This window comes from Leclercia sp. GLN_9 (assembly GCF_043105735.1).
In the GTDB taxonomy this organism is placed as follows: Bacteria; Pseudomonadota; Gammaproteobacteria; order Enterobacterales; family Enterobacteriaceae; genus Enterobacter; species Enterobacter adecarboxylatus.
On record NZ_JBICLV010000015.1, the window covers coordinates 1 to 25,699 of the forward strand.

Genomic DNA, 25,699 nt, shown 5'->3' on the forward strand with positions numbered 1-25,699 from the left:
CCGTATATTACGTTTTCCTCATTCAGAGTCAAGCGATTATTTTTGCTTTTCTCTGCCGGCGTTCATCTCTGAAGCCTGCTGTCACGGCGGTTTGTAGTCCGTTGTTCCGTGTCAGTGGAGGCGCATTATAGGGAGTTCTTCGGCAGTGACAAGAGTAAATTTAAAAAAAATAACCAACCGTGCTTTTTTTCACCAAAACACCCGTCTTTAAGCCAAAAATTGCGCTAATTGTCGTTTTACCAACCACAACCATCCTGCAGATGGCATACTTACTAGCATTAAGAATCAAGGAATATGCGTTATGCCTTTGAGCGCGCAACAGCTGGCGGCACAAAAGAACCTTTCATATGTGCTGGCAGAAAAACTGGCACAGCGGATCCTGGCTGGTGAATACATGCCAGGTAGCATCCTGCCGGGCGAACTGGAACTCGGTGAGCAGTTTGGCGTGAGCCGAACCGCTGTGCGTGAGGCCGTGAAAACCTTAACTGCGAAAGGGATGGTGCTTCCTCGTCCGCGTATCGGTACACGCGTGATGCCCCAGAGCAACTGGAACTTCCTCGATCAAGAGTTGCTCTCCTGGTGGATGACGGAAGATAACTTCCATCAGGTTATTGAGCATTTCCTGGTCATGCGCAGCAGCCTGGAGCCTCAGGCCTGCCTGCTGGCCGCCACGATCGGAACGGCAGAGCAAAAAGCGCGGTTAAATACTTTAATGGATGAGATGGTGCATCTGAAAAAGCACTTTAACCGGGAGCGCTGGATAGAAGTAGATATGGCCTGGCACGAGCATATCTATGAGATGAGCGGTAATCCGTTCCTGACCTCTTTCGCCTCGCTCTTTCATTCTGTCTACCACACTTACTTTACGTCTATAACGCAGGACGAGGTGGTGAAGCTGGATTTACACCAGGCTATCGTTGATGCCATTCAGGACAGCGATGGGCTGCGCGCTATGGCGGCCAGCCAGACACTGCTTGCCACACCGGCACGATAGCAATAAACAACAGGAATTCGAATGACAGTAAAAAAAGCACGCAGCATGGCGGGTTTGCCATGGATTGCGGCGATGGCTTTCTTTATGCAGGCGCTGGACGCCACCATCCTTAACACCGCCCTTCCGGCGATTGCCGAAAGCCTTAATCGTTCTCCGCTGGCCATGCAGTCAGCCATCATTAGTTATACCCTGACCGTTGCGATGCTAATCCCGGTGAGCGGCTGGCTGGCCGATCGCTTCGGCACACGCCGTGTCTTTATGCTGGCGGTAACGTTATTTACGCTGGGGTCGCTGGCCTGCGCCCTCTCCAGTTCGCTGGGTGAGCTGGTTATCTTCCGGGTGATTCAGGGCGTAGGCGGTGCAATGATGATGCCGGTCGCGCGCCTGGCACTGTTGAGAGCCTATCCGCGCAGCGAACTGTTACCGGTGCTTAACTTCGTCACCATGCCGGGCCTGGTCGGGCCGATCCTCGGGCCGGTACTGGGGGGCGTTCTGGTTACCTGGGCCAGCTGGCACTGGATATTCCTCATTAATATTCCGATTGGGATCGCCGGTCTTTTCTATGCCCGCAAGTTTATGCCGAACTTCACGACTCCGCGGCGCAAATTCGATATGGGCGGATTCTTCCTGTTTGGCCTGAGCCTGGTGCTATTTTCCAGCGGCATGGAGCTGTTCGGTGAGAAAGTGGTGGCAACCTGGCTGGCCATCTCCATTATCTTCAGCGGCATTCTTCTTTTTCTTCTTTATATACGTCATGCGCGTCGTCACCCTACGCCGCTGATTTCGCTCTCGCTGTTTAACACGCGTACCTTCTCGGTGGGCATTGCCGGAAACATCGCTTCGCGGCTGGGCACAGGCTGTGTTCCCTTCCTTATGCCGCTAATGCTGCAGGTCGGGTTCGGTTATCCGGCGTTGATTGCAGGCTGCATGATGGCGCCTACGGCGGTGGGTTCGATTCTGGCTAAATCCGGGGTGACCCAATTGTTACGGCGGCTGGGATACCGCAGAACCCTGGTCGGAGTGACGGTATTTATCGGCGTGATGATTGCGCAATTCTCACTGCAGTCGGCAGCGCTGCCGGTGTGGATGCTGATCCTGCCGCTGTTTGTGCTGGGGATGGCGATGTCCATCCAGTTCACCTCAATGAACACCATTACCCTTGCCGATCTCAGCGATGAGAATGCCAGCGGCGGTAACAGCATGCTGGCAGTCACGCAGCAGCTTTCAATCAGTCTGGGGGTTGCGGTCAGTGCGGCGGTATTGCGCTTTTACGAAGGGTTCGACAGCAACAACACTGTCGAACAATTTCACTCAACCTTTATCACTATGGGTGTGCTGACGGTTGTCTCTGCACTGGTGTTTATGCTGTTAAAACCGAAAGACGGTCAGAACCTCATAAAAGAACGGCACAAACCTAAACAGAGCCCCGTTCCATCAGAACAGGAGTAAGCTGCAGCCGCTGCTGTTGCAGTGCGGGCTGGGCGATACGATGGATCAATACATCAATCGCCAGCTCGCCCAGTTCATCCTTGGGCTGATGAATGGTAGTGAGCGGCGGCGTCATATACTTCGCCAGTTCGATATCGTCATATCCCACCACGGCGATATCGTCCGGGATACGAAGTCCCGCCTGATAAAGCGCCTGATAAGCCCCCACCGCCATTGCATCATTACCGATAAAGACTGCCTGCGGACGCTCTTTCTGCGCCAGTAACGACTGCATCGCCTCGAAACCACCGCTAAATTCAAAGTCACCGGTAATTTGATATCCGTCCGGGACAGGTAAACCGGCGCGCGCCATGGCCACCAGAAAACCTTCCAGACGCAGACGGGCCGGAGTTTTATCCAGCGGGCCGGTAATGCAGGCGATACGGGTATGGCCTTTATCAATCAGATGCTGCGTCGCCATGTCCCCGCCCAGCAGCGAGTTATCCTGAATCAGGTCGCTGGTACCGTCGAACGGTGCCCAGTCCATCATCACCGTAGGAACGGAGGGGTAGCGCTGCATAATCTCGGGTGAGGGTTGATGCGTTTCGGTACACAGCAGTAATAACCCGTCGACACGCTTTTGCATCAGCGTCTCCAGGTTGCGGTTCATGCGCTGTTCGTCGCCTTCGGTATTACAGAGCACCAGGCTGTAGCCACGCTCGAAGCAGCTGCGCTCCACACCGCGCACCAGCTCAGAGTAAAAGGGGTTGGTACTGGCGGTAATGAGCATGCCGATGGTGCGGGTCTGGTTAAGTTTCAGACTGCGCGCCAGGGCGGAAGGCGCATAATTGAGGGATTTCACTGCGGCTTCGACCTTCTCCCGGATCGCCTCGCTGACGAAGCGATCCTTATTAATGACATGGGAGACCGTCGAAGTAGAGACGCCCGCCACGCGAGCGACATCTTTCATTGTGGCCAAACGCTACCTCTGCTGACTTAAAAATTCATCGATCTCATTGCGCCATGGAACAGAAGGCTGCGCCCCTGGACGGGTCACGGCAATGGCTGCTGCCGCGTGGGCAAAACGAATCGCGTTATCCAGCGGCTCACCTTCCAGCAGCGCCGTAACCAGCGCACCATTAAAGGTATCTCCCGCGGCGATGGTATCGACTGCTTTCACCTTAAAACCAGGAACGCGACGACCTTCTCCCTCGACGCTGGCCCATACGCCACGGCTGCCAAGGGTAATGATGACCTTACTGATGCCTTTCTGGTGCAAGGCTTTCGCCGCGCGCGCCGCATCGTCATCGTTTTCAACGCGAATACCCGTCAGCTTTTCGGCTTCGGTTTCGTTAGGGGTAATGATATCCACCAGCGCCAGCAGCTCGTCTGATAATACACGGGCAGGGGCGGGATTAAGTACGACAGTGGTGTGATTTTTATGAGCAATTTGCGCAGCCGCCAGCACGCTTTCTACCGGCGTCTCCAGTTGCATCAGCAGGGCGTCGGCCTGTGCAATACTCTCCTGCTGCGCCACCACGCGTTCAGAGGTCAACGCCGCATTCGCACCCGCGTGAATACCGATGACATTCTCACCTTCCGCGTTGACAAAAATCAGCGCCACGCCGGTTGATTCGCCTTCCACCACGCTGACCGGCGCAATATCGATGTTGTCGCTTGCCAGCTGTTTGCGCACGCGCTCACCGGTATCATCATCGCCGGTACAGGCGATAAAGGCGATGTTGGCACCGCTGCGTCCGGCGGCAACCGCCTGGTTTGCGCCCTTGCCGCCAAAGGCGACCTGATAGCGGTTACCCGTTACGGTCTCGCCCGGTGTCGGGAAAGCGTCAAGGTTAAGAATGTGATCGGCATTAATACTGCCAAGGACGACGAGCTTACCTGCGGTTTTCATCATTGAAGTGTCCATCAGAGAGTGCCACCGGGATAACCCGGTGGCGTATGCCACTCTTTTCTTTATATGTTGCCCTTCAGGCAACCGTCGGCTGCCTGAATCGCATATTACTGCTTGATGACCAGTTTCAGGTCAACAGGGTATTTAGCCTGAACTTTCTCGCCCTTCAGCACTTTGTCAGCAGTCTGCACGCCAGTCGCGCCAATCTGCTCCGGCAGCTGAGCAATGGTCGCAGCCAGTTTGCCATCGTTTACCGCTTTTTCACCATCCGGCGTACCGTCAAATCCAACCACCATCACATCAGATTTACCTGCGGTCTGCAGTGCACGCAGCGCGCCCAGCGCCATTTCATCGTTCTGTGCGAATACCGCTTTAACGTCCGGGTGAGCAGTCAGCAGGTTCTGCATAACGTTCAGACCCTTAGTGCGGTCAAAGTCTGCTGGCTGGCTGGCCAGCACGTTGAATTTGTGGGCAGCCACAGCCTGCTGGAAGCCTTCGCCACGCTCACGCGCTGCGGAAGTTCCGGCGATGCCCTGCAGTTCGATAACTTTGGCGCCTTCGCCTGCTTTCTTGGCGATGTAGTCACCGGCGATTTTGCCGCCCAGCACGTTATCAGAGGCAATGTGGCTAACCACTTCGCCTTTAGAGGCCTGACGGTCAAGGGTGATCACCGGGATGTTAGCCTGGTTTGCCATCTTCACGGCGTTACCTACCGCGTCGGAATCGGTTGGGTTGATCAGCAGAATTTTGGTGCCGCGAACGGTTAAGTCCTGCACATTAGCCAGCTCTTTTGCCGGGTTGTTCTGGGAATCCAGGATCACCAGGTTGTAGCCCAGTTTGTCGGCTTCTTTCTGCGCGCCATCCTTCAGGGAGACGAAGAACGGGTTGTTGAGGGTAGAAACCACCAGCGCGATGGTATCTTTCGCCATGGCGTTTGCACTCACAGTTGCGCTCAGCGCGACAGCAGAAACCAGGGTAGCCAGTTTTTTCATGTTCATATCAAAGATGTCCTGTAGTGTCGTCAGTTACTGTTTTTTGTTGTCTACCAGTACCGCCAGCAAAATCACTACCGCTTTGACGATCATCTGGTAATAGGAAGAAACACCTAACAAATTCAAACCATTGTTCAGGAAGCCGAGGATCAGCGCACCGATCAGCGTCCCCACGATACGACCTTTACCGCCTGCCAGGCTGGTGCCGCCCAGTACGACCGCAGCGATGGCATCCAGCTCATAACCCGTACCCGCCGTTGGCTGAGCAGAGGAGAGACGTGCCACCTCGATAATGCCCGCCAGCGAAGCCAGCAGGCCGCACAGGGAGTAGACGATAACTTTGACTTTATTGACGCTGATGCCGGACAGACGCGTTGCCGCTTCGTTACCGCCCAGAGCATAGATATAACGGCCCAGGCGGGTGTGATGCAACATGTACCACGCCGCAAGGAACACCAGACCCATGATCCAGACCGGCGTCGGAATACCCAGCGGGCGGCCGATACCGAACCAGCCAAACAGATCGGCGTTGTCGGTAAAGCCAGTGTTCACCGGACTACCGTTGGTGTAGACCATGGTCACACCGCGCAGCAGTAACATCATTACCAGGGTGGCGATAAAGGCCTGCACGCGGCCTTTCGCCACGATCATTCCGGTGACGGCCCCAATTGCGGCTCCCAGCGCCAGCGCCGCTGCTACGGCCACCAGCGCGTTGACTTCAATCCCTACAATTGAAGCAGCAACCGCGCCGGTGAGCGCCAGCAGGGAACCGACGGACAGGTCGATACCCGACGTCAAAATCACCAGCGTCATCCCCACCGCCATAATGGCGTTTACGGACGTTTGCTGAAGAATATTGAACAGGTTATTAACGGTAAAAAAGTTCGGACTCATGGTGGAGACAATCGCGATCAGCACCAGCAGGGCAATCAGCGATTTTTGTTCCAACAGCCATGCCTTAGTGAAATAACGGCGTCCAGAAACAGCCTGGGTAGTCATCTTCTTACTCCTGATCCACGCGATTAAGCTTGCCCACAGCGGCAGCCATCAGAATTTCCTGGGTGGCCTGCTCGCGACTGAATTCACCGCCGAGATGCCCTTCATGCATGACGATAATGCGATCGCTCATGCCTAATACCTCTGGCATCTCGGAAGAGACCAGAATGATGCTCAGCCCGTCAGCCTTAAACTGGTTGATGAGCTGATAAATTTCTTTCTTCGCCCCGACATCCACGCCACGGGTTGGCTCATCGAGGATCAGCACTTTCGGACGGGTCATCAGGCCGCGGGCAATCGCCACTTTCTGCTGGTTGCCGCCGGACAGCAGACCGATAGCCTGTTCCATCGACGGCGTTTTGACGTTAAAGAGGCGGATAAAATCGCTAACGGCCTGCTGCTCGTCTTTATGTTTCAGGCCTCCGCCACTGCGGCTGAAGTAGCGCAGCGCGGTCAAGGACATGTTCTCTTTCACCGACATGCCCAGTACCAGGCCATCGCGCTTACGGTCTTCGGAGATGTAGACGATACCGTTCGCCAGGCCATCCTGCGGCGTACGGGTAACAACCTCATGGCCATCAAGCGTAACGTATCCGCTGGTGCGAGGGCTGGCACCATACAGCACCTTCATCAGCTCGGTACGCCCGGCGCCCATCAGCCCGGCCACGCCGAGGATTTCGCCCTGGCGCAGCGTAAAGGAGACATTATTTACGCCCGGGCCGCACAGGTTATCAACCTTGAGACGAATATCACCCGGCTGCTTATCAATGCGTGGGTACTGATCTTCCAGCTTACGTCCCACCATCATCTCAATCAGCGAGTCTTCGGTCAGCGTCACCACTTCACGCTCGGCAATAAACTGCCCGTCGCGGAATACCGTCACGTCGTCGCAGATCTCGAAGATCTCTTTCATACGGTGGGAGATATAGACAATGCCGCGCCCCTGGGCTTTCAGCTCGCGGATCACGCGGAACAGGGAGTCGGTTTCGGTATCAGTGAGGGCGTCAGTCGGCTCATCCATCACGATAACCCGGGATTCGAAGCTCAGGACTTTCGCGATCTCCACCATCTGCTGATCGCCAATGGAAAGTTCGCCCACCAGCCGATCGCTTTTGAAGCGCAGGTTCAGCTTCGCCAGCAGTTTGTCGGCTTCGGCATACATCTGTTTCCAGTCGATTTTGCCAAAGCGGTTAATGAACTCACGGCCAAGGAAGATGTTCTCCGCAATGGAGAGCTGCGGGATCAGGTTCAACTCCTGGTGGATGATGCCGATCCCGGCTTCCTGAGAGGATTTCGGGCCGTTGAAGGTGGTCTCTTTCCCCAGCCATAACAGCGAACCGGCGTCGCGTTGATAGATGCCGGTCAGCACTTTCATCATCGTGGATTTGCCTGCGCCGTTTTCACCGACCAGCGCCATCACGCGGCCAGCATAAACGTTGAGTGCAGCACCGGAGAGGGCTTTGACGCCCGGGAACGATTTATCGATCCCTTTCAGTTGCAGTAGTGCGTCCATGGTGGCCTCAGAAAGTGACGCCAGCACAGAGAATGATATTCGCATACGGGGAACACTCCCCGCTGCGGATAACCGCCTGGCTTTCAGCGGTATTTTTCTTGAACTGTTCGTGCGTTATATAACTAATTTTTATGGTGTTTCCCTGGTGTTGTTGCAGTTGCTTGATATGGCCAAGCAACGTTTCGTGGAGCTGCGGATTATGTTGTTTGATTTCCGTTGCGAGAATGGCTTCCTCAACCTGCATCTCGGTTGTCACAACATCCAGCACCTGCATAAACGAGGGCACGCCCTGCGTTAAAGCCAGATCAATACGCGTTGTGCTATGAGGGATGGGTAAACCTGCATCACACACGACCAGCGTATCGGTATGCCCGAGACGGGAGATAACCGATGAGACTTCAGAGTTGAGTACCGTGCCTTTCTTCATATTCTTGCTCCACTAGCGAAACGTTTCGCTGAAGCCAGTTTAATCTTACCGATGCGCAGAAAACCATCATGGCGTTGCAGATTTGTGATCGCCGTCGAAACGTTTCGCTAAGTGAAATGCGGGGGAGTTAAATGCAAAACGGTAACCCTCTGGTTACCGTTTTTTATGTTTGCACCCACCCTCTGTTTTGGAGGGTTAAGGTGAGGGCATCAGGCCGTACCAGGACTTAAATCTCGACCTGGGTGCCTAACTCAATCACCCGGTTAGGCGGGATCTCGAACTGGTCGGGCGCACGCAGGGCATTACGCTGGAGGATAAGGTAGAGTTTGCCGCGCAGACGCAGATACCACGGACGTTTGCCAATGATCAGCGACTCGTGCGACATAAAGAACGAGGTCTCCATCATTCGGCAGCTTAAGCCTTCCAGGCCGCAGCGGTGGAACACTTCTTCCACGTTCGGCGTTTCACGCCAGCCGTAGCTTGCCACCACCCGCCAGAAGGTGGGCGACAGTTGCTCTATCTGCACGCGGCGGACGTTGTGGACATAAGGTGCATCTTCGGTACGCAGCGTCAGCAGGATCACCCGCTCATGCAGCACTTTGTTGTGCTTGAGGTTGTGCATCAGGGCAAACGGAATGACGTTCAGCGCACGCGACATATACACGGCGGTGCCCGGTACGCGAACCGGCGGAGATTTCTCCAGCGAGACGATCATCGCATCCAGAGAATTACCGTGTTCGTGCATCCGGCGCAGCAGGCGGAAACGCTCGCTCTTCCAGGTCGTCATGATAATGAACATGACTAAGCCGAGCGTCAGCGGTAGCCAGCCGCCGGAGATAATTTTGTCGAGGTTAGCCGAGAACAGAGGAATATCGATACACAGGAAACCCACCAGAATCATCGCCACCAGGAATTTATTCCAGTGCCAGTTCCGGTACGCCACCGTGGTGGAGAGGATTGAGGTCAGGACCATCGTCCCCGTAACGGCAATACCGTAGGCTGCCGCCAGGTTGCTGGAGTGCTCGAAGCTGACGATAACAATCACCACCGCGAAATAGAGCAGCCAGTTAATGAACGGGATGTAAATCTGGCCGGACTCCATCTCTGAGGTATGAATGATGCGCATCGGCGACAGATAGCCAAGACGCACTGCCTGGCGCGTCAGGGAGAAGACGCCGGAAATCACCGCCTGAGAAGCAATCACGGTTGCCAGCGTCGCGAGGATCAGCATCGGCACCAGCGCCCACTCCGGCGCCAGCAGGAAGAACGGGTTCTTTATCGCTTCCGGGTGTTTGAGCAGCAGCGCCCCCTGGCCAAAGTAGTTCAGCACCAGCGACGGCAGCACCACAATAAACCATGCCACACGAATAGGCAGTTTACCGAAGTGCCCCATATCGGCATACAGCGCCTCCACCCCGGTGATAGACAGCACCACAGCACCCAGCGCGATAAACGACACGGTTTTGTATTCGAGGAAGAAGTGTACTGCCCACATCGGATTCAGGGCATGCAGCACGTCCGGGTTAGCAATAATGCTGCGTAATCCCAGCACCGCCAGGATCAGGAACCAGGCCAGCATAATCGGCGCGAAGAGTTTCCCCACCAGCCCGGTACCGTGTTTCTGGATCACAAACAGCAAGGTCAGCACAATTATGGCCAGCGGAACGACCCACTCTTCAAGCTGCGGCGCAACAATCTCCAGCCCTTCGATTGCCGACAGCACCGAGATAGCCGGCGTGATAACCACTTCGCCATAGAAGAAGCTGCCCCCAATCAGGCCGATAATCACCAGGAAGGAGGTCATTTTGGGCGAGGTGTTGCGCCCGGCCAACGACATTAAGGTCAGGATCCCACCTTCACCGGCGTTATCTGCGCGCATAACGAAGGAGAGATATTTAACGGAGACAACTAAGATCAGGAGCCAAAAGATGAGAGACAAAAAACCAAACACAGCGTCGCGTTCGACGCCAAAACCAAACTGACCGGACAAACATTCACGAAGCGTATAAAGCGGGCTGGTGCCGATATCACCGTAGACAACCCCAATCGCCGCGAGTGTGATTGCGGGTAATGATTGCTTATTATCAGTGCTCATAGACTAGTCTTTTCGTTTATATAACAAATGTGTGCTTAGTCCCTTGGCCCACAAAAAGCGCACAGTATGCACGATTAATCGTAGAATCGTACCCCTAAATGTACCCGCATTAACATAGCGCAAAGAAAATAGCACCGTAGTTCAGGCTATTACCAGCCCAGAACGAAACGTCTATACTCGCTTCAATTAGCCGGGTTTACGGCGAAGGATGCAAAACAATTATGGCTCACACTCATTTATTAGCAGAAAGAATTTCCCGTCTCAGCGGCGCGCTGGAAAAAGGGCTATTTGAACGTAGCCATGCCATCCGCCTTTGTTTACTGGCAGCACTGAGCGGCGAAAGTGTCTTTCTGCTGGGGCCGCCCGGTATCGCAAAAAGCCTGATTGCCCGCAGGCTGAAATTCGCGTTTCAGCATGCCAGAGCTTTTGAGTATCTGATGACCCGCTTTTCCACCCCGGAAGAGGTGTTCGGTCCGCTCTCTATCCAGGCCTTAAAAGATGAAGGACGGTATGAGCGTTTGACGGCAGGTTATCTGCCGGAAGCGGAGATCGTTTTTCTCGATGAAATCTGGAAAGCCGGCCCGGCGATCCTGAACACCCTGCTCACAGCCATCAACGAACGCCGGTTCCGCAACGGCGCGTTTGAGGAGAAAATCCCGATGCGCCTGCTGGTGGCGGCCTCCAACGAACTGCCGGAAGCCGACAGCAGTCTCGAAGCCTTATATGACCGCATGCTGATCCGCCTGTGGCTCGACAAAGTGCAGGACAAAGCGAACTTCCGCTCGCTGCTGATTAGCCAGCAGGATGAAAACGATAACCCGGTGCCCGCCACACTGCAGGTGACGGACGAGGAGTACCAGCAGTGGCAGCAGGACATCGGCAAAATCAAACTGCCAGATGCGGTATTTGACCTTGTCTATATGCTGCGCCAACAGCTTGATGCCCTGCCGGGCGCGCCTTACGTCTCCGATCGTCGCTGGAAGAAAGCCATTCGCCTGCTGCAGGCCAGCGCCCTGTTTAGCGGTCGCGATGCGGTTGCGCCTATTGATTTGATCCTGCTGAAGGATTGCCTGTGGCATGACGCCAACGGTATGCATCTGATGCAGCAGCAGCTGGAAATATTGATGACCGGGCACGCCTGGGGACAGCAGGAGATGCTGAACCAGCTCGGGGCCATCACCCAGCGCCGCCTTCAGCTTCAGCAGCAGCAAAGCGATAAAACTGCCCTGCGCGTTAATCGTCAGAGCGGTATGTTCGCCCGTCGCCCGCATTACGAATTACCGGCCGAACTGAGCGATACCACGCTGACGCTGCTCCTCCAGCAGCCCCTCAAGCTCCATGATATGCAAGTCATTCACATCACGGTTGAGCGTGAAGCCCTGTCGCTGTGGTTGAGTAAAGGTGGCGAGATCCGCGGCAAACTCAACGGCATTGGCTTTGCCCAGCAGCTTAATATGGAAGTGGACGGCAGTCTGCATCTGGTGATCCGCGACATCAGCCTGCAGGGATCGCGCCTTGCGCTGCCCGGCACCGCCTCTGATAGCGTCCCGGAAGAGATCAAACAGCAGCTGGAAGCGCTGGATAATCAGTGGCACCTTCAGCACACCCGCTTTAGCGAGCAGCAAAAATGCCTGTTTATCCACAGCGACTGGCTGGGGAGAATTGAGTCCAGCCTGCAGGACGTAAGCGCGCAGATCAAACAGGCGCGTCAATGCTGACGCTGGACACACTCAACGTTATGCTTGCCGTCGGTGAGGAGGGCATGATCGAAGAGATCATCCTTACCCTGCTGGCTTCGCCGCAACTGGCGATCTTTTTTGAAAAGTTCCCGCGGCTTAAAACCGCCATTACAGACGATCTCCCGCGCTGGCGGGACAATTTACGCAAAAGACTGAAAGAGACCCGCGTACCGCCAGAACTCACCGAAGAGGTGATGTGTTATCAGCAGAGCCAGCTGCTCTCCACGCCTCAGTTGATCGTCCAGCTCCCGCAAATTTTAACCCTGCTGGACAGGCTTCACTCCCCCTACGCCAGCCAGGCGCGACAACTGGTCGTGGATAACGCCACCTTTACGCCCGCCCTGCATACCCTGTTTTTACAGCGCTGGCGGTTGAGCCTGGTGGTGCAGGCTACCTCCCTCAATCAGCAGTTGATGGAAGAAGAGCGCGAACAGCTGCTCAGCGAAGTGCAGGAGCGCATGACCTTAGCCGGTGCGCTGGAACCCGTGCTGGTGGAGAATGAAAACGCGGCCGGACGGCTGTGGGATATGAGCGCCGGTCAGTTAAAGCGTGGGGATTATCAGTTAATTGTCCGCTATGGCGACTTCCTCGCCCAGCAGCCGGAGCTGATGCAGCTCGCGGAACAGCTGGGACGTTCGCGGGAGGCAAAGTCGGTGCCAAAAAAGGATGCCCCGCTGGAAACCTTCCGCACTCTGGTACGCGAACCGGCGACAGTGCCGGAGCAAGTGGACGGACTGCAGCAGAGCGACGATATTCTGCGCCTGCTGCCACCCGAACTGGCCACCCTGGGCATTACGGAACTGGAATATGAATTTTACCGTCGGCTGGTGGAGAAGCAGCTCCTGACCTACCGGCTGCATGGCGATGCCTGGCGAGAGAAGGTCAGCCAACGCCCGGCCGTACATCAGGATTTCGACGAACAGCCGCGTGGGCCGTTTATTGTCTGCGTGGATACCTCCGGTTCGATGGGCGGTTTTAATGAACAGTGCGCCAAAGCCTTTTGCCTGGCGCTGATGCGGGTGGCGCTGGCTGACAGACGGCGCTGTTTCATTATGCTGTTTTCCAGCGAGGTGGTGGGCTACGAGCTGTCGGGCCAGCACGGCCTCGAACAGGCGATCCGCTTCTTAAGCCAGCGCTTTCGCGGCGGAACCGATCTCGCCAGCTGTTTTCGTGCCATCATCGAGCGGATGCAGGGCGGAGAGTGGTATGACGCCGATGCGGTAGTGATCTCGGATTTTATTGCCCAGCGGCTGCCGGATGAGGTGGTGAGTAAAGTGAAGGTGTTGCAGCGGGAACATCAACATCGTTTCCATGCGGTGGCAATGTCCACACATGGAAAACCCGGCATCATGCGCATCTTCGATCATATCTGGCGCTTTGATACCGGGTTGCGTAGCCGCCTGTTGCGGCGCTGGAAACGTTAATTACAGCAGCGCATCCACGCTGTCACGAACCTGTTGCGGCCATACGCCACACTGGACCTGTCCGATATGGGACAGCTGCAGCAGTAACATGGTCAGGCGAGACTGGCCGATGCCGCCGCCGATAGTCTGCGGCATCTCGCCACGCAGCAGCGCCTGGTGCCACTCCAGCTTCAGACGATCTTCATCACCGGTGATAGCCAGCTGACGCTGCAGCGCTTCGGCGTCGACGCGGATCCCCATGGAAGACAGCTCGAACGCATCTTCCAGCACCGGGTTCCACACCAGAATATCCCCGTTCAGACCCGCCAGGCCGCTTTCGTCTTCGCTGCTCCAGTCATCATAATCCGGCGCACGGACGTCATGGCGCTGACCATGAGACAGCTTGCCGCCGATGCCAATCAGGAATACGGCGCCCAGCTCTTTAGCGATCGCACGCTCACGGCCTTTGGCATCCAGATCCGGGAAACGGGTCAGGAGATCCTGGCTATGAACAAACTGGATCGTCTCTGGCAGGAACGGCGTCAGACCAAACTCTTTACTGACTGCCGCTTCGGTTTCTTTAATCCCGGCATAAATTGCTTCTACCGTCGCTTTCAGCGTACGGGTATGACGCTCGCCATCACCCATTACGCGTTCCCAGTCCCACTGGTCAACGTAAACAGAGTGAATAGCAGTAAGACGGTCTTCATCGGGGCGAAGAGCTTTCATGTGCGTGTAAAGCCCTTCGCCCGCGCTGAAGTCGTGTTGTCCCAGGGTTTGACGCTTCCACTTCGCGAGGGAATGAACCACTTCGAACTGGGCATCTGGCAGTGTTTTCACTTTCACCTGTACCGCTTTTTCGCAACCAGACAGGTTGTCCTGCGTCCCGTCGCCCACGCGGCTTAAGATCGGAGCCTGGACTTCAATAAGACCAAGCTTCTCTTCCAGCTGGCGGGAAAAATGGGATTTAACGAAACTGATCTGGCGTTGTTGTGCGATGTAAGCGGTTTTCATTATTTATACTCCTGCGTCCTGTTGGTATTGATTAAGCAACAAAAAAGAACCGCTTTCAATAATCCAACAATAAAACTCTAACTTCACTTTTGATTCGCTAAAATTACCCGCTAAAATAGAGTGATTCATTAATCTTCATAAGAAAAAGCTATGGAAAATTATCAGATCGACAATCTGGACCGCGGCATCCTTGAGGCCCTGATGGCTAATGCCCGTACTGCCTATGCCGAACTGGCCAAACAGTTTGGCGTCAGCCCGGGCACTATTCATGTGCGCGTAGAGAAGATGAAGCAGGCGGGGATCATCACCGGGGCACATATCGACGTCAGCCCGAAACAGCTGGGTTACGACGTCTGCTGCTTTATCGGCATCATTCTGAAGAGCGCCAAAGACTATCCCTCGGCGCTGGCAAAACTGAATGCGCTGGATGAGGTGACCGAGGCCTACTACACCACCGGCCACTACAGCATCTTTATTAAGGTGATGTGCCGATCCATCGACGCCCTGCAGCAGGTACTTATCAACAAGATCCAAACAATTGATGAAATTCAGTCCACCGAGACGCTGATCTCCCTGCAGAACCCGATCATGCGTACCATCCGCCCCTGATCGGGCAAATTCATTCCCACATTTTCCACAGGTAGATCCCAGCTCGCTCACAGCGTACAATGATCCCTCTTTATATGAGCGAGCGATCTATGGCAGATATTACTCTTATCAGTGGCAGCACCCTTGGCGGGGCTGAATATGTAGCGGAACACCTGGCTGAAAAGCTGGAAGACGCGGGTTTTTCCACTGAAACGCTGCACGGGCCGTTATTAGAAGATCTGCCGATCGACGGGATCTGGCTGTTGATCACCTCCACCCACGGTGCGGGCGATCTCCCGGACAACCTTCTTCCTTTATATGAAGAGCTAAAAGAACAGCAGCCCAACCTGGCGAACGTCCGGTTTGGGGCGATTGGCATCGGCAGCCGGGAATATGACACCTTTTGCGGTGCCGTAGAGAAAGTCGAGACCGAACTGAAGTCCTGTGGGGCACAACAGATCGGCGAGACGCTGAAGATCAACATCCTTGATCACGATATTCCGGAAGATCCAGCGGAGCTTTGGCTGGGTGAATGGAAAAATTTACTCAAAAACGATTAAAGATCGTGCGATCAGATGTGGATAACTCTGGTTAAAAGCTTGGATCAACCGGTAGTTATCCCAAGAATAACCTTTGATGACTTTTTGTGCTGTGTATAACATCGCGATCTGATCCCAGCTTATACGTCACAGGATCACCGATCATTCACAGCAAACGATCCTTTCTAAACGCATGATCTTCTTCGGGAGATCCGGCTTATCCACAGAAACCCGCGATCCTAATAAGAGATCACAATAAAACAGATCTCTAAATAAAAAGATCTTCTTTTTAATAGCCAGGATCCCAGTGCTTTCTCGAACGACTAAAGTTGAGTAGAATCCACGGCCCGGGCTTCAATCCATTTTCTTACCGCTTTACGCGAGGCAGACCACCATGTTTTATCAGGATCCTTTTGACGTCATCATCATTGGCGGGGGTCATGCAGGCACCGAGGCCGCAATGGCCGCGGCGCGAATGGGTCAACAGACCCTGCTTTTGACACACAATATCGACACGCTAGGACAGATGTCCTGTAATCCGGCGATTGGCGGCATTGGGAAAGGACACCTGGTAAAAGAAGTGGATGCGCTTGGCGGCCTGATGGCAACCGCGATCGATCATGCCGGCATCCAGTTTAGGATACTAAACGCGAGCAAAGGCCCTGCCGTTCGTGCCACCCGTGCACAGGCAGACCGTGTGCTCTATCGTCAGGCGGTGCGTACTGCTCTGGAGAATCAGCCGAACCTGATGATCTTCCAGCAGGCGGTTGAGGATCTGATCGTCGAGAACGATCGTGTCGTTGGGGCTGTGACCCAGATGGGTCTGAAGTTCCGCGCTAAAGCCGTCGTGCTGACCGTCGGGACCTTCCTCGATGGCAAAATTCATATCGGACTGGATAACTACAGCGGTGGCCGTGCTGGCGATCCGCCGTCCATTCCGCTGTCGCGCCGTCTGCGCGAGCTGCCGCTGCGCGTCAGCCGCCTGAAAACCGGCACGCCACCACGTATCGACGCCCGCACCATTGATTTCAGCGTGCTGGCACAACAGCATGGCGACAATCCGATGCCGGTCTTCTCGTTCATGGGCAACGTGGCTCAACATCCGCGTCAGGTGCCGTGCTATGTCACGCACACCAACGAGAAAACCCATGATGTGATCCGCAGTAACCTCGATCGCAGCCCGATGTATGCCGGGGTGATCGAAGGGATCGGCCCACGCTATTGCCCGTCGATCGAAGACAAGGTGATGCGCTTTGCCGATCGTAACCAGCACCAGATCTTCCTCGAGCCGGAGGGGCTGACCTCCAACGAGATCTACCCGAACGGTATTTCCACCAGCCTGCCTTTCGACGTACAGATGCAGATCGTCCGTTCGATGCAGGGGATGGAAAATGCGAAGATCGTCCGTCCTGGCTATGCCATTGAGTACGACTTCTTCGATCCGCGTGACCTGAAGCCGACCCTGGAAAGCAAATTTATCCACGGGCTGTTCTTCGCAGGCCAGATCAACGGCACTACCGGTTACGAAGAAGCTGCTGCGCAGGGACTGCTGGCCGGTCTTAACGCTGCCCGCTTCTCTGCCGAGAAAGAGGGCTGGGCACCGGGTCGTTCTCAGGCTTACCTTGGCGTGCTGGTGGACGACCTCTGCACCCTGGGCACCAAAGAGCCGTACCGTATGTTTACCTCTCGTGCGGAATATCGTCTGATGCTGCGTGAAGACAACGCCGATCTGCGCCTGACCGAAATCGGTCGTGAGCTGGGGCTGGTGGATGATGCGCGCTGGGCGCGTTTCAACGAGAAGCTGGAAAACATCGAGCGTGAACGTCAGCGCCTGAAGTCCACCTGGGTTAACCCAACCACCGAATCTGTAGACGAAGTGAATGCTCACCTGTCAGCGCCACTCTCACGTGAAGCCAGCGGCGAAGATCTGCTCCGTCGCCCGGAGATGACCTACGACCAGCTGATCCAGATGACACCGTTCGCGCCGGGTCTGGACGACGTACAGGCTGCCGAGCAGGTCGAAATCCAGGTGAAATACGAAGGCTATATCGCCCGTCAGCAGGATGAGATCGAGAAACAGCAGCGCAACGAAAATACGCTGCTGCCGGAAATGCTGGACTATCGTCAAGTGTCGGGTCTTTCCAACGAAGTGATCGCGAAGCTGAACGATCACAAACCTGTGTCGATCGGCCAGGCTTCACGTATTTCTGGCGTCACGCCTGCGGCCATCTCCATTCTGCTGGTCTGGCTGAAAAAACAGGGTATGTTGCGCCGCAGCGCGTAATCCCCGCCAAACATTTCGTCGGCCCGGTAAGCGGTAGCGCTACCGGGCAATTCTTTTTAAACAGGTATTCACCGTGCTCAACAAACTCACTCGTCTGCTGGATCAAGCCGGTATTTCGCTCACCGATCACCAGAAAAATCAGCTGGTGGGGTATGTCGATATGCTGCACAAATGGAACAAGGCCTATAACCTCACCTCGGTTCGCGACCCGAATGAGATGCTGGTGCGTCATATTCTCGACAGCATCGTGGTAGCTCCTCACCTCCAGGGTGAGCGGTTTATCGATGTCGGCACCGGCCCTGGCCTGCCAGGTATCCCGCTCTCAATCGTGCGTCCTGAGTGCCAGTTCACGCTGCTGGACAGCCTGGGTAAGCGTGTGCGCTTCCTGCGCCAGGTTCAGCATGAACTGAAGTTGGAAAATATTCATCCGGTGCAGAGTAGGGTAGAGGAGTTTCCTGCCGAGCCGCCGTTCGACGGCGTGATCAGCCGGGCGTTTGCTTCACTCAATGACATGATCAGCTGGTGCAAGCATCTGCCTGCGCAGAACGGACGATTCTATGCCCTGAAAGGGATACTGCCGGAAGACGAAATCGCGCAATTGCCGGAAGGGTTCACCGTGGAGTCTGCCATCAAATTGCGTGTTCCACAGCTGGAAGGTGAGCGCCACCTGGTGATCGTTAAGCCAAACAATTTTTAAAATAATAATAAAAAATGTGGAATTTGTGCTGTTCATAGTATGTTAAAAAGCGGGCGGTCGATTAAGAAATAGCCAGTCTTAATTTAACCGCTTTTTTACTATGGATTTTCTTTGGGTTAACGTGAGGGTGTAGTTAACCCACAATATAATAAACTTTGAAAATATCAGCTTGCTAAAAGTAGGATCGGGTAACCAGATTGCAATGTTAAATATTTATTATAAATGTCAATAAAAGGTTTCCGATGTATACAGGGCTGTTTTGAAAATAGTTACCGAAATTACTCTGTAATATCAAAAAGATGAAATATAACGATTTACTGAATTAATTTATTCAACCTTATCGTAAATGTGTATTTTGTGATCTCGTGCACGCTTTATCGCCAACGTTTCCGCGTGGTTTGCAGTTTTGACGAGTCATTCACAGTTTGACGAAAAGTTAAGAAATAGCGCCGGGGAAAAATATTTAAACATTTATTCACCTTTTCGCTACTTATTGTTTGAAATCACGAGGCCGCACCGTATAATTTGACCGCTTTTTGCTGCTTGACTCTGAGCCTTAAAGGAAGTTTTATACGACACGCGACATACCTCGAAGTGAGCAGGAGTAAAAACGTGATGTCTGTGTCGCTCTTGAGTCGAAACGTTGCTCGTAAGCTTCTGTTCATTCAGTTTCTGGCGGTGATAGCAAGCGGATTGCTGTTCTGCCTCAAAGACCCCTTCTGGGGCATCTCTGCGGTAAGCGGAGGTTTGGCAGTCGTTGTGCCGAATATGTTGTTTATGATTTTTGCCTGGCGTCATCAGGCGCATACACCTGCCAAAGGCCGCATGGCCTGGTCCTTCGCTCTGGGCGAAGTGTGTAAGGTGTTGCTGACCTTTGTCCTTCTGGTGATGGCGCTGGCTGTTTTTAAAGTGGTATTTCTGCCGCTGATAGTGACGTGGGTTTTGGTGCTGGTGGTACAAGTTCTGGCGCCAGCTGTAATCAATAACAAAGGGTAAAAGGCATCATGGCTTCAGAAAATATGACGCCGCAGGATTACATAGGTCACCATCTGAACAACCTTCAGTTGGACCTGCGTACATTCTCGCTGGTGGATCCGCATAACCCCCCAGCCACCTTCTGGACGATCAATATCGACTCCATGTTCTTCTCGGTGGCACTGGGTCTGTTGTTCCTGGCCATTTTCCGCGGCGTTGCCAAACGTGCAACCAGCGGCGTTCCAGGAAAATTCCAGACCTTCATCGAAATGATCATTGGCTTCGTCCATGGCAGCGTCAAAGACATGTACCACGGCAAGAGCAAGGTGATTGCACCGCTGGCGCTGACCGTCTTTGTATGGGTCTTCCTGATGAACCTGATGGACCTGCTGCCGATCGACCTGCTGCCGTTTATCGGCGAGCATATCTTCGGTCTGCCTGCCCTGCGTGTGGTGCCGTCTGCTGACGTGAACATCACCCTGTCTATGGCACTGGGCGTATTCATCCTGATTCTTTTCTACAGCATCAAAATGAAAGGTGTAGGCGGCTTCGTGAAAGAGCTTACCTTGCAGCCGTTCAACCACTGGGCGTTTATTCCGATCAACCTGATCCTGGAAGGCGTTAGCCTGCTGTCCAAACCGATTTCTCTCGGTCTGCGACTGTTCGGCAACATGTATGCGGGTGAGCTGATTTTCATTCTGATCGCGGGTCTTCTGCCGTGGTGGTCACAGTGGGTTCTGAATGTGCCATGGGCCATTTTCCACATCCTGATCATTACGCTGCAAGCCTTTATCTTCATGGTTCTGACGATTGTCTATCTGTCGATGGCGTCTGAAGAGCACTGATTCTTTACCAACACTACTACGTTTTAACTGAAACAAACTGGAGACTGTCATGGAAAACCTGAATATGGATCTGCTGTACATGGCTGCCGCTGTGATGATGGGTCTGGCGGCGATCGGTGCTGCGATCGGTATCGGCATCCTCGGGGGCAAATTCCTGGAAGGCGCAGCGCGTCAACCGGATCTGATTCCTCTGCTGCGTACTCAGTTCTTTATCGTTATGGGTCTGGTGGATGCTATCCCGATGATCGCTGTAGGTCTGGGTCTGTACGTGATGTTTGCTGTCGCGTAGTAAGTAGATTTAAACCCTAAGCCACAGTTGTAAATTTAAAGAGGTATTGTGCTGTGAACATGAACGCAACAATCCTCGGCCAGGCCATCGCGTTTGTTATCTTTGTCTGGTTCTGCATGAAGTACGTATGGCCGCCTTTAATGGCAGCCATCGAAAAACGTCAGAAAGAAATTTCTGACGGACTGGCTTCTGCAGAACGCGCTAAGAAAGATTTGGACCTTGCACAGGCCAACGCGACCGACCAGCTGAAAAAAGCGAAAGCGGAAGCTCAGGTAATCATCGAACAGGCGAACAAACGTCGTTCTCAGATCCTGGACGAAGCGAAAGCTGAAGCAGAACAGGAACGTACTAAAATCGTGACGCAAGCGCAGGCAGAAATTGATGCCGAGCGTAAACGTGCTCGCGAAGAGCTGCGTAAGCAGGTCGCGATTCTGGCTGTTGCTGGCGCCGAGAAGATCATCGAACGTTCCGTGGATGAAGCTGCTAACAGCGACATCGTGGACAAACTTGTCGCTGAACTGTAAGGAGGGAGGGGCTGATGTCTGAATTTGTTACGGTAGCTCGCCCCTACGCCAAAGCAGCTTTTGACTTTGCTATCGAACACCAAAATGTCGATCGCTGGCAGAACATGCTGGCGTTTGCCGCTGAGGTAACGAAAAACGAACATATGGCTGAGATGCTTTCGGGTGCACTGGCACCGGAAACCCTCGCCAGTTCGTTCATCGCCATTTGCGGTGAGCAGCTGGACACCAACGGTCAGAACCTGATTCGGGTTATGGCAGAAAATGGTCGTCTGAAAGCGCTCCCGGATGTTCTTGAGCAGTTCGAGCACTTGCGTGCCCTCAGTGAAGCCACCGTTGAAGTTCACGTAACTTCTGCGACTGAGCTGAGTAACGAACAGCTTGCGAAAATCACCGCCGCGATGGAAAAACGTCTGTCACGCAAAGTGAAGCTGAATTGCAATATCGATAAGTCTGTAATGGCGGGCGTAATCATCCGTGCGGGTGATATGGTCATTGATGGCAGCGTACGCGGCCGTCTTGAGCGCCTTGCAGACGTCTTGCAGTCTTAAGGGGACTGGAGCATGCAACTGAATTCCACCGAAATCAGCGAACTGATCAAGCAGCGCATTGCTCAGTTCAGTGTTGTGAGTGAAGCTCACAACGAAGGTACTATTGTTTCTGTAAGCGACGGTGTTATCCGCATCCACGGCCTGGCCGATTGTATGCAGGGTGAAATGATCTCCCTGCCGGGTAACCGTTACGCTATCGCACTGAACCTGGAGCGCGACTCCGTAGGTGCAGTTGTGATGGGTCCTTACGCTGACCTCGCCGAAGGCATGAAGGTTAAGTGTACTGGCCGTATTCTTGAAGTTCCAGTTGGCCGCGGCCTGCTGGGTCGCGTGGTGAACACCCTGGGTGCGCCAATCGACGGTAAAGGTCCGGTTGATAACGATGGCTTCTCGCCAATCGAAGTTATCGCACCGGGCGTAATCGACCGTCAGTCAGTCGACCAGCCTGTGCAGACCGGTTATAAATCCGTTGATGCCATGATCCCAATCGGCCGTGGCCAGCGTGAGCTGATCATCGGTGACCGTCAGACCGGTAAAACCGCGATGGCAATCGATGCGATCATCAACCAGCGTGATTCCGGCATCAAATGTGTGTACGTGGCTATCGGCCAGAAAGCGTCCACCATTTCTAACGTGGTTCGTAAACTGGAAGAGCACGGCGCGCTGGCTAACACCATCGTTGTTGTGGCAACCGCTTCTGAATCTGCTGCACTGCAATACCTGGCACCGTATGCCGGTTGCGCAATGGGCGAATACTTCCGTGACCGCGGTGAAGATGCACTGATCGTTTATGATGACCTGTCTAAACAGGCCGTTGCATACCGTCAGGTTTCCCTGCTGCTCCGTCGTCCACCAGGACGTGAAGCATTCCCGGGCGACGTATTCTATCTGCACTCCCGTCTGCTGGAGCGTGCATCCCGCGTTAACGCGGAATACGTTGAGAACTTCACTAAAGGTGAAGTGAAAGGCCAGACCGGTTCTCTGACCGCACTGCCAATCATCGAAACCCAGGCGGGTGACGTTTCTGCGTTCGTTCCGACCAACGTAATCTCCATTACCGATGGTCAGATCTTCCTGGAAACCAACCTGTTTAACTCCGGTATTCGTCCGGCAGTTAACCCGGGTATCTCTGTATCCCGTGTTGGTGGCGCAGCGCAGACCAAGATCATCAAGAAACTGTCCGGTGGTATCCGTACCGCGCTGGCACAGTATCGTGAACTGGCAGCGTTCTCCCAGTTTGCATCCGACCTTGACGATGCAACCCGTAAACAGCTGGACCACGGTCAGAAAGTGACTGAACTGCTGAAACAGAAACAGTATGCCCCTATGTCAGTAGCACAGCAGGGTCTGGTACTGTTCGCAGCAGAACGTGGTTATCTGGGAGATGTAGAACTGGCGAAAATCGGTAGCTTCGAAGCCGCTCTGCTGGCTTACGCTGACCGTGACCACGCTCCGTTAATGCAAGAGATCAACCAGTCCGGTGGCTATAACGATGAAATCGAAGGCAAGCTGAAGAGCCTGCTCGATTCCTTCAAAGCAACCCAGTCCTGGTAACGTCTGGCGGTCTGTCTTAGGGCAGACCGCAAGGCATTGAGGAGAAGCTCATGGCCGGCGCAAAAGAGATACGTAGTAAGATCGCAAGCGTCCAGAACACGCAAAAGATCACTAAAGCGATGGAGATGGTCGCCGCTTCCAAAATGCGTAAATCGCAGGAGCGTATGGCGGCCAGCCGTCCTTATGCAGATACCATGCGCAAAGTGATTGGTCACCTTGCGAGCGGTAATCTGGAATATAAGCACCCTTACCTGGAAGAACGCGACGTTAAGCGCGTGGGCTACCTGGTGGTGTCTACCGACCGTGGTTTGTGCGGTGGCTTGAACATTAACCTGTTCAAAAAGCTGCTGGCGGATATGAAAGCATGGTCCGATAAAGGCGTTCAGAGCGATATCGCGATGATCGGCTCTAAGGGCGTCTCTTTCTTCAATTCCGTAGGTGGCAATATTGTCGCCCAGGTGACCGGTATGGGTGATAACCCGTCCCTGTCCGAGCTGATCGGCCCGGTAAAAGTGATGTTGCAGGCCTATGATGAAGGCCGTCTGGACAGGCTGTACGTTGTCAGCAACAAATTTATTAACACCATGTCTCAGGCTCCAACCATCACTCAGCTGCTGCCATTACCGGCATCAGACGAGCCAGAGTTGAAGCATAAAGCCTGGGATTACCTGTATGAACCGGATCCAAAACCGCTGCTGGATACCCTGCTGCGTCGTTATGTTGAATCCCAGGTTTATCAGGGCGTGGTAGAAAACCTGGCCAGCGAGCAGGCCGCACGTATGGTGGCGATGAAAGCCGCGACCGACAATGGCGGCAGCCTGATTAAAGAGCTGCAGTTGGTATACAACAAAGCTCGTCAGGCCAGCATTACTCAGGAACTCACCGAGATCGTCGGTGGTGCATCCGCGGTATAACCAGGTTAATTCGTAGAGGATTCAAGATGGCTACTGGAAAAATTGTCCAGGTAATCGGCGCCGTGGTTGACGTCGAATTCCCTCAGGATGCCGTACCGCGCGTGTACGATGCTCTTGAGGTTCAGAATGGTAATGAGAGCCTGGTGCTGGAAGTTCAGCAGCAGCTCGGCGGCGGTATTGTGCGTACCATCGCCATGGGTTCTTCCGACGGTCTGCGTCGTGGTCTGGAAGTTAAAGACCTCGAGCACCCAATCGAAGTACCAGTAGGTAAAGCAACCCTGGGCCGTATCATGAACGTCCTGGGTCAGCCGATCGACATGAAAGGCGACATCGGCGAAGAAGAGCGTTGGGCTATCCACCGTTCAGCACCTTCCTATGAAGAGCTGTCCAGCTCTCAGGAACTGCTGGAAACCGGCATCAAAGTTATCGACCTGATGTGTCCGTTCGCGAAGGGCGGTAAAGTTGGTCTGTTCGGCGGTGCGGGTGTAGGTAAAACCGTAAACATGATGGAGCTGATCCGTAACATCGCGATCGAGCACTCCGGTTACTCCGTGTTTGCAGGCGTGGGTGAGCGTACTCGTGAGGGTAACGACTTCTACCACGAAATGACCGACTCCAACGTTCTGGACAAAGTATCCCTGGTTTACGGCCAGATGAACGAGCCACCAGGAAACCGTCTGCGCGTTGCGCTGACCGGCCTGACCATGGCTGAGAAGTTCCGTGACGAAGGTCGTGACGTACTGCTGTTCGTTGACAACATCTACCGTTACACCCTGGCCGGTACGGAAGTATCCGCACTGCTGGGTCGTATGCCATCAGCAGTAGGCTACCAGCCGACCCTGGCGGAAGAGATGGGTGTTCTGCAGGAACGTATCACCTCTACCAAAACCGGTTCTATCACCTCCGTTCAGGCGGTATACGTACCTGCGGATGACTTGACTGACCCATCACCAGCCACCACCTTTGCTCACTTAGATGCAACCGTGGTACTGAGCCGTCAGATCGCGTCTCTGGGTATCTACCCGGCCGTTGACCCGCTGGACTCCACCAGCCGTCAGCTGGATCCACTGGTAGTAGGTCAGGAACACTACGACACCGCGCGTGGCGTACAGTCCCTGCTGCAGCGTTATCAGGAACTGAAAGACATCATCGCCATCCTGGGTATGGATGAACTGTCTGAAGAAGACAAACTGGTGGTAGCACGCGCACGTAAGATCCAGCGCTTCCTGTCCCAGCCATTCTTCGTAGCAGAAGTATTTACCGGTTCCCCGGGCAAATACGTTGCGCTGAAAGACACCATCCGTGGCTTTAAAGGCATCATGGAAGGCGAATACGATCACCTGCCGGAGCAGGCGTTCTATATGGTGGGTTCCATCGACGAAGCCGTGGAAAAAGCCAAAAAACTTTAACGCCTTAATCGGAGGGTGAT

Annotated in this window: 24 protein-coding genes; 16 read left to right on the forward strand and 8 right to left on the reverse strand. The window is 54.2% G+C overall.

Annotated features, from left to right (window positions below; translation table 11 throughout):
• The first annotated feature begins 301 nt into the window (after window positions 1-301).
• Both ACF8PE_RS08895 and mdtD read left to right on the forward strand, forming a co-directional pair.
• A complete protein-coding gene (locus tag ACF8PE_RS08895; protein WP_164541168.1) occupies window positions 302-994 on the forward strand; it encodes a FadR/GntR family transcriptional regulator in 693 nt (230 codons plus the stop codon).
• A 21-nt stretch (window positions 995-1,015) separates the two neighbouring features.
• Window positions 1,016-2,443 (forward strand): multidrug transporter subunit MdtD, encoded by a 1,428-nt coding sequence (mdtD, locus tag ACF8PE_RS08900; RefSeq protein WP_392494782.1) that lies wholly within the window; start codon window positions 1,016-1,018, stop codon window positions 2,441-2,443.
• Here the strand turns inward: mdtD and rbsR are convergent.
• The 7 genes from rbsR to kup all read right to left on the reverse strand — a co-directional run bounded on the left by rbsR (window position 2,409) and on the right by kup (window position 10,357).
• Window positions 2,409-3,401, reverse strand: a complete 993-nt coding sequence (gene rbsR, locus ACF8PE_RS08905; protein ID WP_072250849.1) for a ribose operon transcriptional repressor RbsR — start codon at window positions 3,399-3,401, stop codon at window positions 2,409-2,411. The two genes, mdtD and rbsR, sit on opposite strands and share 35 nt — an antisense overlap.
• A 3-nt stretch (window positions 3,402-3,404) precedes the next feature.
• Entirely contained in the window at window positions 3,405-4,334 is a 930-nt protein-coding gene (rbsK, locus tag ACF8PE_RS08910) for a ribokinase (protein ID WP_059309057.1), read from the reverse strand.
• Window positions 4,335-4,441: 107 nt separating this feature from the next.
• Entirely contained in the window at window positions 4,442-5,332 is an 891-nt protein-coding gene (gene rbsB / locus ACF8PE_RS08915; RefSeq protein ID WP_032615470.1) for a ribose ABC transporter substrate-binding protein RbsB, read from the reverse strand.
• A gap of 27 nt (window positions 5,333-5,359) precedes the next feature.
• A complete protein-coding gene (gene rbsC, locus ACF8PE_RS08920; RefSeq protein WP_032615473.1) occupies window positions 5,360-6,325 on the reverse strand; it encodes a ribose ABC transporter permease in 966 nt (321 codons plus the stop codon).
• A gap of 4 nt (window positions 6,326-6,329) precedes the next feature.
• Window positions 6,330-7,835, reverse strand: a complete 1,506-nt coding sequence (gene rbsA, locus ACF8PE_RS08925; protein WP_117386669.1) for a ribose ABC transporter ATP-binding protein RbsA — start codon at window positions 7,833-7,835, stop codon at window positions 6,330-6,332.
• 7 nt (window positions 7,836-7,842) lie between these two features.
• Window positions 7,843-8,262, reverse strand: a complete 420-nt coding sequence (rbsD, locus tag ACF8PE_RS08930) for a D-ribose pyranase (RefSeq protein ID WP_032615478.1) — start codon at window positions 8,260-8,262, stop codon at window positions 7,843-7,845.
• A gap of 226 nt (window positions 8,263-8,488) precedes the next feature.
• Entirely contained in the window at window positions 8,489-10,357 is a 1,869-nt protein-coding gene (gene kup / locus ACF8PE_RS08935; RefSeq protein ID WP_059306918.1) for a low affinity potassium transporter Kup, read from the reverse strand.
• Between the two features lie 221 nt (window positions 10,358-10,578).
• Here kup and ravA point away from each other — a divergent pair, with 221 nt between their 5' ends.
• Window positions 10,579-12,075: an ATPase RavA gene (gene ravA / locus ACF8PE_RS08940; RefSeq protein ID WP_032615482.1), complete on the forward strand. Its 1,497-nt coding sequence runs from the start codon at window positions 10,579-10,581 to the stop codon at window positions 12,073-12,075.
• Window positions 12,069-13,520 (forward strand): ATPase RavA stimulator ViaA, encoded by a 1,452-nt coding sequence (gene viaA / locus ACF8PE_RS08945; protein ID WP_059306917.1) that lies wholly within the window; start codon window positions 12,069-12,071, stop codon window positions 13,518-13,520. The genes ravA and viaA overlap by 7 nt, the downstream gene beginning before the upstream one ends.
• Here viaA and asnA read toward each other — a convergent pair whose 3' ends face one another.
• A complete protein-coding gene (gene asnA / locus ACF8PE_RS08950) occupies window positions 13,521-14,513 on the reverse strand; it encodes an aspartate--ammonia ligase (RefSeq protein WP_059306916.1) in 993 nt (330 codons plus the stop codon).
• A 150-nt stretch (window positions 14,514-14,663) separates the two neighbouring features.
• On the opposite strand from asnA, the gene asnC reads away from it, so the two are divergent.
• The 12 genes from asnC to atpD all read left to right on the forward strand — a co-directional run bounded on the left by asnC (window position 14,664) and on the right by atpD (window position 25,679).
• On the forward strand, window positions 14,664-15,122 hold the full coding sequence (gene asnC / locus ACF8PE_RS08955) for a transcriptional regulator AsnC (protein WP_032615488.1): 459 nt from the start codon (window positions 14,664-14,666) through the stop codon (window positions 15,120-15,122).
• An 89-nt stretch (window positions 15,123-15,211) separates the two neighbouring features.
• The gene (gene mioC, locus ACF8PE_RS08960; RefSeq protein ID WP_130588052.1) at window positions 15,212-15,661 is read left to right on the forward strand and encodes an FMN-binding protein MioC; all 450 of its coding nucleotides are present in this window, start codon (window positions 15,212-15,214) and stop codon (window positions 15,659-15,661) included.
• 373 nt (window positions 15,662-16,034) lie between these two features.
• Window positions 16,035-17,924: a tRNA uridine-5-carboxymethylaminomethyl(34) synthesis enzyme MnmG gene (mnmG, locus tag ACF8PE_RS08965; protein WP_032615490.1), complete on the forward strand. Its 1,890-nt coding sequence runs from the start codon at window positions 16,035-16,037 to the stop codon at window positions 17,922-17,924.
• A gap of 73 nt (window positions 17,925-17,997) precedes the next feature.
• The gene (rsmG, locus tag ACF8PE_RS08970; RefSeq protein ID WP_032615492.1) at window positions 17,998-18,621 is read left to right on the forward strand and encodes a 16S rRNA (guanine(527)-N(7))-methyltransferase RsmG; all 624 of its coding nucleotides are present in this window, start codon (window positions 17,998-18,000) and stop codon (window positions 18,619-18,621) included.
• 615 nt (window positions 18,622-19,236) lie between these two features.
• Window positions 19,237-19,617: a F0F1 ATP synthase subunit I gene (atpI, locus tag ACF8PE_RS08975; protein ID WP_059306914.1), complete on the forward strand. Its 381-nt coding sequence runs from the start codon at window positions 19,237-19,239 to the stop codon at window positions 19,615-19,617.
• A gap of 8 nt (window positions 19,618-19,625) precedes the next feature.
• A complete protein-coding gene (atpB, locus tag ACF8PE_RS08980) occupies window positions 19,626-20,441 on the forward strand; it encodes a F0F1 ATP synthase subunit A (protein ID WP_032615496.1) in 816 nt (271 codons plus the stop codon).
• Window positions 20,442-20,490: 49 nt separating this feature from the next.
• A complete protein-coding gene (gene atpE, locus ACF8PE_RS08985; RefSeq protein ID WP_000429386.1) occupies window positions 20,491-20,730 on the forward strand; it encodes a F0F1 ATP synthase subunit C in 240 nt (79 codons plus the stop codon).
• Between the two features lie 53 nt (window positions 20,731-20,783).
• Complete coding sequence (gene atpF / locus ACF8PE_RS08990; RefSeq protein ID WP_032615498.1) at window positions 20,784-21,254, forward strand: F0F1 ATP synthase subunit B; 471 nt, start codon at window positions 20,784-20,786, stop codon at window positions 21,252-21,254.
• Between the two features lie 14 nt (window positions 21,255-21,268).
• Window positions 21,269-21,802, forward strand: a complete 534-nt coding sequence (atpH, locus tag ACF8PE_RS08995) for a F0F1 ATP synthase subunit delta (RefSeq protein ID WP_032615500.1) — start codon at window positions 21,269-21,271, stop codon at window positions 21,800-21,802.
• A gap of 12 nt (window positions 21,803-21,814) precedes the next feature.
• Window positions 21,815-23,356 (forward strand): F0F1 ATP synthase subunit alpha, encoded by a 1,542-nt coding sequence (gene atpA / locus ACF8PE_RS09000; protein ID WP_032615502.1) that lies wholly within the window; start codon window positions 21,815-21,817, stop codon window positions 23,354-23,356.
• A gap of 50 nt (window positions 23,357-23,406) precedes the next feature.
• Window positions 23,407-24,270 carry a F0F1 ATP synthase subunit gamma gene (gene atpG, locus ACF8PE_RS09005; RefSeq protein WP_032615504.1) on the forward strand — a complete coding sequence of 288 codons (864 nt, stop codon included), beginning with the start codon at window positions 23,407-23,409 and terminating at the stop codon, window positions 24,268-24,270.
• A 26-nt stretch (window positions 24,271-24,296) separates the two neighbouring features.
• Window positions 24,297-25,679: a F0F1 ATP synthase subunit beta gene (atpD, locus tag ACF8PE_RS09010; protein ID WP_032615506.1), complete on the forward strand. Its 1,383-nt coding sequence runs from the start codon at window positions 24,297-24,299 to the stop codon at window positions 25,677-25,679.
• Window positions 25,680-25,699 lie beyond the last annotated feature (20 nt).

Bases quoted from the DNA above. Each gene is read 5' to 3' on its own strand.
- ACF8PE_RS08895 (WP_164541168.1), top strand. From the start codon at position 302: ATGCCTTTGAGCGCGCAACAGCTGGCGGCACAAAAGAACCTTTCATAT.
- mdtD (WP_392494782.1), top strand. From the start codon at position 1,016: ATGACAGTAAAAAAAGCACGCAGCATGGCGGGTTTGCCATGGATTGCG.
- rbsK (WP_059309057.1), bottom strand. From the start codon at position 4,334: ATGAAAACCGCAGGTAAGCTCGTCGTCCTTGGCAGTATTAATGCCGAT.
- rbsB (WP_032615470.1), bottom strand. From the start codon at position 5,332: ATGAACATGAAAAAACTGGCTACCCTGGTTTCTGCTGTCGCGCTGAGC.
- rbsC (WP_032615473.1), bottom strand. From the start codon at position 6,325: ATGACTACCCAGGCTGTTTCTGGACGCCGTTATTTCACTAAGGCATGG.
- rbsA (WP_117386669.1), bottom strand. From the start codon at position 7,835: ATGGACGCACTACTGCAACTGAAAGGGATCGATAAATCGTTCCCGGGC.
- rbsD (WP_032615478.1), bottom strand. From the start codon at position 8,262: ATGAAGAAAGGCACGGTACTCAACTCTGAAGTCTCATCGGTTATCTCC.
- kup (WP_059306918.1), bottom strand. From the start codon at position 10,357: ATGAGCACTGATAATAAGCAATCATTACCCGCAATCACACTCGCGGCG.
- ravA (WP_032615482.1), top strand. From the start codon at position 10,579: ATGGCTCACACTCATTTATTAGCAGAAAGAATTTCCCGTCTCAGCGGC.
- viaA (WP_059306917.1), top strand. From the start codon at position 12,069: ATGCTGACGCTGGACACACTCAACGTTATGCTTGCCGTCGGTGAGGAG.
- asnA (WP_059306916.1), bottom strand. From the start codon at position 14,513: ATGAAAACCGCTTACATCGCACAACAACGCCAGATCAGTTTCGTTAAA.
- asnC (WP_032615488.1), top strand. From the start codon at position 14,664: ATGGAAAATTATCAGATCGACAATCTGGACCGCGGCATCCTTGAGGCC.
- mioC (WP_130588052.1), top strand. From the start codon at position 15,212: ATGGCAGATATTACTCTTATCAGTGGCAGCACCCTTGGCGGGGCTGAA.
- mnmG (WP_032615490.1), top strand. From the start codon at position 16,035: ATGTTTTATCAGGATCCTTTTGACGTCATCATCATTGGCGGGGGTCAT.
- atpI (WP_059306914.1), top strand. From the start codon at position 19,237: ATGTCTGTGTCGCTCTTGAGTCGAAACGTTGCTCGTAAGCTTCTGTTC.
- atpB (WP_032615496.1), top strand. From the start codon at position 19,626: ATGGCTTCAGAAAATATGACGCCGCAGGATTACATAGGTCACCATCTG.
- atpE (WP_000429386.1), top strand. From the start codon at position 20,491: ATGGAAAACCTGAATATGGATCTGCTGTACATGGCTGCCGCTGTGATG.
- atpH (WP_032615500.1), top strand. From the start codon at position 21,269: ATGTCTGAATTTGTTACGGTAGCTCGCCCCTACGCCAAAGCAGCTTTT.
- atpA (WP_032615502.1), top strand. From the start codon at position 21,815: ATGCAACTGAATTCCACCGAAATCAGCGAACTGATCAAGCAGCGCATT.
- atpG (WP_032615504.1), top strand. From the start codon at position 23,407: ATGGCCGGCGCAAAAGAGATACGTAGTAAGATCGCAAGCGTCCAGAAC.
- atpD (WP_032615506.1), top strand. From the start codon at position 24,297: ATGGCTACTGGAAAAATTGTCCAGGTAATCGGCGCCGTGGTTGACGTC.